The sequence below is a fragment of the Bacillus sp. S4 genome (assembly GCF_040838205.1).
Classification (GTDB): domain Bacteria; phylum Bacillota; class Bacilli; order Bacillales; family Bacillaceae_G; genus Bacillus_A; species Bacillus_A cereus_U.
In genome coordinates, this window is sequence record NZ_JBFPJI010000161.1 from 1 (window position 1) to 7,105 (window position 7,105).

Below are 7,105 nucleotides of genomic sequence, written 5' to 3' on the forward strand. Positions count from 1 at the left end.
ATTATGCAGTTATCATAAACTGTGACATAACCAAATTTATAAAAGTTATTGTTTCATCCTTTATAACTTTTATCATAATATTATCTTGAAACACGAAGGGACTGAACTATGCGCAGATATCAATATCTTGACCCCAAAATAAAAACATAATGGAGGTAAAAATATTGATTACAGAACTACAAACCGAAAGATTAGTTTTAAGAAAAATGAAAGCATCAGACTCAGCTAGCATGTTTACAATTTGGTCTGATCCAGAAGTTACAAAATTTATGAATATCAATAGTTTTACTGATGAAAGCCAAGCGGTAGATATGATTGAAATGCTTGATAAGCTATCTCGGGAAAACAGAGCTATTCGTTATTCGATAATTGAATTAGAATCAAATGAAATTATCGGTTCTTGTGGTTATAATTCATTTGATTTCAAAAACGCCAAAGCAGAAATTGGTTACGATATTAGTAAAGCTTTTTGGGGTAAGGGATATGCGCCAGAAGCCATTCTCTCTTTAATGGATTATGCGTTTAGTACTTTAGAATTCAATAGAATAGAAGCAAAAGTTGAATCTGAAAACATTAATTCAATAAAAGTCTTACAAAAGTTAAACTTTACATTCGAAGGGACAATGAGAAAGTGTGAAAAATCTAATGAAAAGTTTATTGATCTAAGTATTTATTCAAAATTAATAACAGATTAACTTATATTGCTTAGCCTATATTCCTTAAAATGTAGGCTATTCTTATATCTTCTATTTCAAAGTTTAAATAATTTAATAAGTCGAACAGTATTTGTCTACACTTCATTATAAACTATACACTACCGTATTTTTAAACAACTTTGTTATTGAAATGGAACAGTTTAACAACGTAGCAATGCGGATTCACACCCTTAAAATTAAACAACTTTATTATTAGTCAGTAAAGGCTGTCGATCAAGAGTTAGAAAAGGGTAAAGAGAATAAATTAGATGGACTACAATGCAGTGCATTTTTACTATACCCTAGAAGGTTTTACAAAAAAACAAACCGCTTTACAATATACCCTTGAGGGTATATGATATTATACAAAGTTAAAAAGTAATGTATAATATAGTTATAATTACGGAGGTGGTTTACAGTGGAATATAATCAAGATATGAAAAATAGATTGAAACGTATTGAAGGTCAAGTTCGTGGTGTGCTTCGCATGATGGAAGAGGGAAAAGATTGCCGAGATGTTATTACACAGTTAACTGCATCCCGTTCTGCGCTAGATCGTACAATTGGACTCGTTGTGGGAACAAATTTAGAGCAATGTTTGCGTGAGCAGTTTGAAAAAGGTAATGGCTCAAATGAAGAATTAATTAGAGAAGCTGTTCAATTACTTGTAAAAAGCCGATAATCTGTCAAACATATGTGTTGACAGATTTTTAAAAACATTTTAATATACCCCTACAGGTATATGTATATTGATTATGGAGGAAATGATTATGAGTATAAAAATTGATACGAGTTTAGATTGTAAAGGATTGGCTTGTCCGATGCCAATTGTGAAGACGAAAAAGGCGATGGAAGGGTTGGCAGCAGGGAAAGTTATTGAAATAGAGGCGACGGATAAGGGATCGACGTTAGATATAAAAAGTTGGTCAAGTAAAGTAGGGCATCAATATATCGGAACGAAACAAGAGGGAAATGTATTAAAGCATTATGTACGAAAATCACACGAACATGAAGTGAATGAAGTTGTGAAATATCCTCATACAATTACGAATGGGGAATTGCAAAATATATTATTAAGTGGTGAAGAGTGCACTGTATTAGATGTTCGTGAAGAAGCGGAATTCGTCTTTGGTCATATTCCATCCGCAATTTCGGTGCCGTTAGGTGAATTAGATAGTGCTATGTTAGACAGTGCGAAACCAATTTATGTTGTTTGCCGAACGGGTAATCGCAGTGATATAGCTTGCCAAATGTTGAAAGAGAAAGGTTATTCAAACGTGAAAAATGTCATTCCAGGTATGTTAGAGTGGCAAGGGAATATAGAAAAATAAAATTTTTTAAATGAAAATATACCTATGGGGGTAATTAAATGAACGTTAAACCGTTACAAGCAAAAGATATCGCAGAGAAAGTGTTATTCGGAGAGTTGTTTATTTTAGATGTTCGTAATGAAACGGATTATGAAGAGTGGAAAATTGAAGGGAAACAAATCTCTTCTATAAATAAACCGTATTTTGATTTATTAGATGTTGTAGAACATATTGTAAATGAATTACCGAGAGAGAAAGAGATTTTAGTTGTATGTGCGAAAGAGGGCTCTTCTCAGTTTGTCGCAGAGCAATTGTTAGATGAGGGTTTCAATAATATTTATTATTTAGCTGGCGGTATGAAAGCTTGGAGTGAGTATGTGAAGCCGGTAAAGGTAGGGGATGTACAGGGCGGGGGAAGTATATATCAATTTAATCGTCTTGGAAAAGGATGTTTATCTTATATGGTAGTTTCAAACGGTGAAGCAGCAGTCATTGATGCGGTAAGAACGATTAAAGCATACGAAGATTTTGCAAAAGAGAACGGAGCTACTATTACGAATGTAATGGATACACATTTACATGCAGATCATATTTCTGGAGGGCGTAAGTTAGCTGAAAAAGTAGGTGGTACGTATTGGTTACCTCCAAAAGATGCCGAGGAAGTCGTTTTCTCATACGAACCGCTTATAGAAGGATCTGTTATTACGGTGGGGGGTACCAAAATTGAAATTGACGCGTTATACTCACCGGGGCATACGATTGGAAGTACATCATTTATTGTAGATGATTCCTATTTATTATCAGGTGACATTTTATTTGTAGATTCAATTGGGCGTCCAGATCTGGCTGGTAATGCTGAAGATTGGGTGAGTGATTTACGAAATACATTATATAAGCGCTATAAGGAATTATCTCAAGAGTTAATTGTTTTACCAGCTCATTACTCAAAAATAAGTGAAATGGATGAAAATGGGATTGTGAGTGCTAATTTAAAACAATTGTTTGAAGTGAATGTAGGATTAAATATTAAAGATGAGAATGAATTCCGCAAAATTGTAACGGAGAATCTACCACCTCAGCCGAATGCTTATCAAGAAATTCGTCAAACGAATATGGGAAAAATTCATCCGAATGTGGAAGAAGAGCGTGAAATGGAGATTGGTCCAAATCGCTGTGCAGTGCATGATTCATTATAAAAATAACAAACTGGAGGTATAGATGATGAATATAAAACAAGTATTAGATGCGAAAGGTTTAGCATGTCCGATGCCGATTGTAAGAACGAAGAGAGCGATGGATACTTTACAATCTGGAGAAGTGTTAGAAGTACATGTAACGGATAAAGGGTCAATTAAGGATATTCCAGCATGGTCAAAAACAGGTGGTCATGAAATAGTAAAGCATAATATAGAAGACGATGTGCTGAAGTTTTGGATTAAGAAGGCGTAGTGAAGAACTAGTTTTGTAAATGCGGAGAGGGTGGTTATATGAATACAATATTAAGTACGCTTTTCATTGTACTTGCTGCATGGTTTGTTATTTCACGTGTTTTACCGATGAAAGGTGTTCAAAATATAAATGGAAAAGAATTAAAGAGTATAGTGGGAAAACAGGGAAAACACTTTATCGATGTTCGTACAGTAGGTGAATATAGAGGAAATCATATGAAGGGATTTCAGAATATCCCGCTAAATGAGTTAGCTAGTAAAGTAAATCAGTTAGATAAAAATAAGGAAGTAATTGTTATTTGTCAGAGCGGGATGAGAAGTAAGCAAGCAGCAAAAGTATTAAAGAAATTAGGATTTCAGCGCGTTATAAATGTTTCAGGCGGTATGAACGCTTTGTAAGGGGAAAATAGTATCGGGTGTAGCTAGATAATTGGAGCCTTTTTACAATTTTTAAAATACCCCTATAGGTAATTAAGAGGAGGACAACATGGAACAACAGAAGAAAACGACGATTGTTTTATTTAGTGGAGATTATGATAAAGCGATGGCAGCTTATATTATTGCAAATGGTGCAGCGGCGTACGATCAAGAGGTGACTATTTTTCATACTTTCTGGGGCTTAAATGCCCTTAGGAAAGATGAGCATGTGAAAGTAAAGAAAACGTTTATAGAGAAAGTGTTTGGAAAAATGATGCCGCGCGGCGCTGATAAGATGGGATTATCAAAAATGAATTTTGCTGGTATGGGGCCAAAGATGATTAAAGGTATTATGAAGAAGCATAATGCGATGCCTTTGCCTGATTTAATTGATATGGCGAAAGAACAGGGAGTTAAGCTTGTAGCTTGTCAAATGACAGTAGATTTATTAGGGTTAAAAGAGGAAGAGATTATGGAAGGGGTAGAGTTTGCAGGAGTAGGTGTATATTTAGCAGATGCTTCGGATGGGAATGTGAATTTATTTATTTAAATCACCTTCTTTTTAGAAGGCGGGGGATACAATATGAGTTTAACAGTGCTACTTTTTATTATTGGGTTTATAGGATCGTTTATTTCAGGAATGGTTGGGATTGGCGGTGCAATTATTAATTATCCGATGATCTTATACATTCCAGTATTGCTAGGATTTGCTGGATATACATCACATGAAGTGAGTGGTATTACAGCGATTCAAGTATTCTTTGCAACTTTTGCAGGCGCGTGGGCGTATAGGAAAAGTAACGATATGGATAAAACGTTAGTTGTGTATATGGGAGCTAGTATATTAATAGGAAGCTTTGTAGGTAGCTTTAGTGCGAATTTATTAAATGAGCATGCTGTAAATGTTGTTTACACATTACTAGCTACTATTGCGGCTATTATGATGTTTATACCAAGGCGAAGCAATCGTAAGGGGACAGAAGGAATTACGTACAATAAGTGGCTCGCTAGTTTGCTAGCGTTTATTGTAGGAAGTGTTTCCGGCATTATTGGTGCTGGTGGTGCGTTTCTTTTAGTCCCGATTATGCTAGTTGTTTTAAAACTACCGATACGTACAACAATAGCAACATCTATCGCTATTACTTTTATTTCCTCGATAGGAATTACTACTGGGAAAGTGATTACTGGACAAATAGTTGTTATTCCGGCTCTTATCGTTGCGATAGCAAGTTTATTTGCCGCTCCTCTTGGAGTGAGAGTAGGGAAGAGAGTGAATCAAAAAGTTTTGCAGTATGTATTGTCTACTTTAATTGTAGGAACTGCGATAAAGATGTGGGTTGATATGATATCGAAATAAAAAGATGGTGCTCTTGTAGCACCATCTTTTTATTTACGCCCAAATAACTTTCATTAAGTTCTTATATTCATCGTTTGCCAGTTTATATAGCATTCTCGTATGTTCAAAGACAAGTGCGGGATTAAAGTTTGGTTCTGAGAATGCAAGAGATGTTGAAATATCAATTGCATTTTGTTTGTTTAGCGTGAATTTTGCAAATCGATAAGATGTGTTTAATTCATTGATGACATGTAAAATGTCATTTTTTGATGTTGAATCAGGTACAAGAGCAACATTGAAGCAGTATATATCCACAGCAGGATGTTCGCTTTGGAAAGCAGCGATAAGTTGAATCTTTGCGCCAGCTTCTGTTTCTAACCCTACTGAAAAATGTACCGAACCATCATTTTCATCTATATTTTCTTCCATGTATATATCGTTTGATTATAAGTACTCTTTAAAATCTGAAATGTTATGTTTTACTGCAGCTTTCATATGTGTGAGCCCCCTGATAATTGGAATAGATTACTATTATTTATTATAATTTAAAAATATTAAAAAAGATAGTTGGAAAGTTCTGATTTTTTTATTTTAAAAGCATTAAAAAGAAGCAGTGCTCTACCTCCATAGAGCACTGCTTCACTTTATTCATTGTCATTAGACGATGTTTCTGTATCTTCACTGTTATTCTTATTTTGAGTTTCATCGTTACTTGATTCGCGTTCACTCGTATTTTCAGACTTAGATTCTTTTGTTTTCTCTGAGCTTGTTTTTTTCGAATCTGAATCTGATTTTGTATAGGCAGGTAATCCAAGGTGACTACGAAGTTCGTTTGTAACATTAGCTAATTCTTTTTTATCTGGATTGTAGTAGTAAGTTCGGCCACCACCAGCTGACTTACTACATGTATCATCACCTTTTGCCATGTAACAGTCTTCACCTTGAATTTGTAATTTCTCAATTGAAGAATCTGCTCCATATTTATAGAATGAAAGCATATCATCGAATGTTAAGTTCGTAACGAATTGGCCATTAATGTCATCAATGATGTTACCAACTTTTGTTACTGACCCAACGCTCGTTAGTTTCTTTAAAATGGCTTCAATAACGAGTTGCTGACGTTGACCACGCATCGCATCACTATCGATGTGCCTTGTTCTAGCAAGAGCAAGAGCTTCTTCGCCATTTAACTTTTGAACACCTTTTTGCAGATGAATTGCCTCAGCAGTATCATTGCTATCTTGCTCAGTAAATTCAACTGGTACATCAACTTCAATTCCGCCCAAATCATCGACGATTTTTATAAATGATTTAAAGTTAAATTTTACAAAGTAATCGACAGGAACATTCGTTAATTTTTCAACTGCATCAATACTTGCTTGTGGTCCGCCATCTTTTCCATTTTTGGTAGAACCGAATGCATGAGCGTGTGTAATTTTATCTTTTTTCTTTTCTACTGGAATATAAGTATATGTGTCTCGTGGAATACTTAATAGTTTTACAGTTTTGCTATCTTTATTAAACGTTGCAAGTAATAGTGCATCCGTTCTTATAGCTTCACCATATTCTTTCCCACGGACATCGCTTTCATCAACACCCATTATTAAGACAGAGACGTTATTTGTAATAGGTTTTACAGCTTTATCACGTAAATCAGATTTATCACCGCGCGCTAAATCGTGAGCGGCATTTCGAATAGCAGAAGATGCTTTATTTACTAAAAACCAAGTATAACCGCCACCTACTATTAAAAAGAATAAAATAGCGCTTATAATAATTTTTGTTTTTTTCTTACTTTTTTTCGGTTTATTTCTTGTATTTTCTTGCAAAGATGGGTTTTGCTCCATTGATTGTACTCCTTCATTTGGATTGAAATACGACACTCATATCCACTTATTA

At 34.7% G+C, this 7,105-nt stretch carries 10 protein-coding genes; 8 read left to right on the forward strand and 2 right to left on the reverse strand.

Going from position 1 to position 7,105, the window contains the following annotated elements; translation table 11 throughout:
• Positions 1–164 precede the first annotated feature (164 nt).
• From AB3X48_RS14750 to AB3X48_RS14785, 8 genes are all read left to right on the forward strand, one after another.
• Entirely contained in the window at positions 165–695 is a 531-nt protein-coding gene (locus AB3X48_RS14750; RefSeq protein ID WP_002159200.1) for a GNAT family N-acetyltransferase, read from the forward strand.
• A gap of 418 nt (positions 696–1,113) precedes the next feature.
• Positions 1,114–1,377 (forward strand): metal-sensitive transcriptional regulator, encoded by a 264-nt coding sequence (locus AB3X48_RS14755; RefSeq protein WP_016103786.1) that lies wholly within the window; start codon positions 1,114–1,116, stop codon positions 1,375–1,377.
• 88 nt (positions 1,378–1,465) lie between these two features.
• A complete protein-coding gene (locus AB3X48_RS14760) occupies positions 1,466–2,026 on the forward strand; it encodes a sulfurtransferase TusA family protein (protein ID WP_016103787.1) in 561 nt (186 codons plus the stop codon).
• A gap of 38 nt (positions 2,027–2,064) precedes the next feature.
• Positions 2,065–3,201, forward strand: coding sequence for an MBL fold metallo-hydrolase (locus tag AB3X48_RS14765; RefSeq protein WP_016103788.1), 1,137 nt, complete (start codon positions 2,065–2,067; stop codon positions 3,199–3,201).
• 22 nt (positions 3,202–3,223) lie between these two features.
• Positions 3,224–3,454, forward strand: coding sequence for a sulfurtransferase TusA family protein (locus AB3X48_RS14770; protein ID WP_016103789.1), 231 nt, complete (start codon positions 3,224–3,226; stop codon positions 3,452–3,454).
• A gap of 38 nt (positions 3,455–3,492) precedes the next feature.
• Positions 3,493–3,852, forward strand: a complete 360-nt coding sequence (locus AB3X48_RS14775; RefSeq protein WP_016103790.1) for a rhodanese-like domain-containing protein — start codon at positions 3,493–3,495, stop codon at positions 3,850–3,852.
• 88 nt (positions 3,853–3,940) lie between these two features.
• Positions 3,941–4,420: a DsrE/DsrF/DrsH-like family protein gene (locus tag AB3X48_RS14780; RefSeq protein ID WP_002159190.1), complete on the forward strand. Its 480-nt coding sequence runs from the start codon at positions 3,941–3,943 to the stop codon at positions 4,418–4,420.
• 33 nt (positions 4,421–4,453) lie between these two features.
• Complete coding sequence (locus AB3X48_RS14785) at positions 4,454–5,227, forward strand: sulfite exporter TauE/SafE family protein (RefSeq protein WP_016103791.1); 774 nt, start codon at positions 4,454–4,456, stop codon at positions 5,225–5,227.
• A gap of 33 nt (positions 5,228–5,260) precedes the next feature.
• Here AB3X48_RS14785 and AB3X48_RS14790 read toward each other — a convergent pair whose 3' ends face one another.
• A complete protein-coding gene (locus AB3X48_RS14790) occupies positions 5,261–5,641 on the reverse strand; it encodes a hypothetical protein (RefSeq protein WP_367959701.1) in 381 nt (126 codons plus the stop codon).
• Between the two features lie 209 nt (positions 5,642–5,850).
• A complete protein-coding gene (locus AB3X48_RS14795) occupies positions 5,851–7,053 on the reverse strand; it encodes an LCP family protein (RefSeq protein WP_016103792.1) in 1,203 nt (400 codons plus the stop codon).
• Between the last annotated feature and the right edge of the window lie 52 nt (positions 7,054–7,105).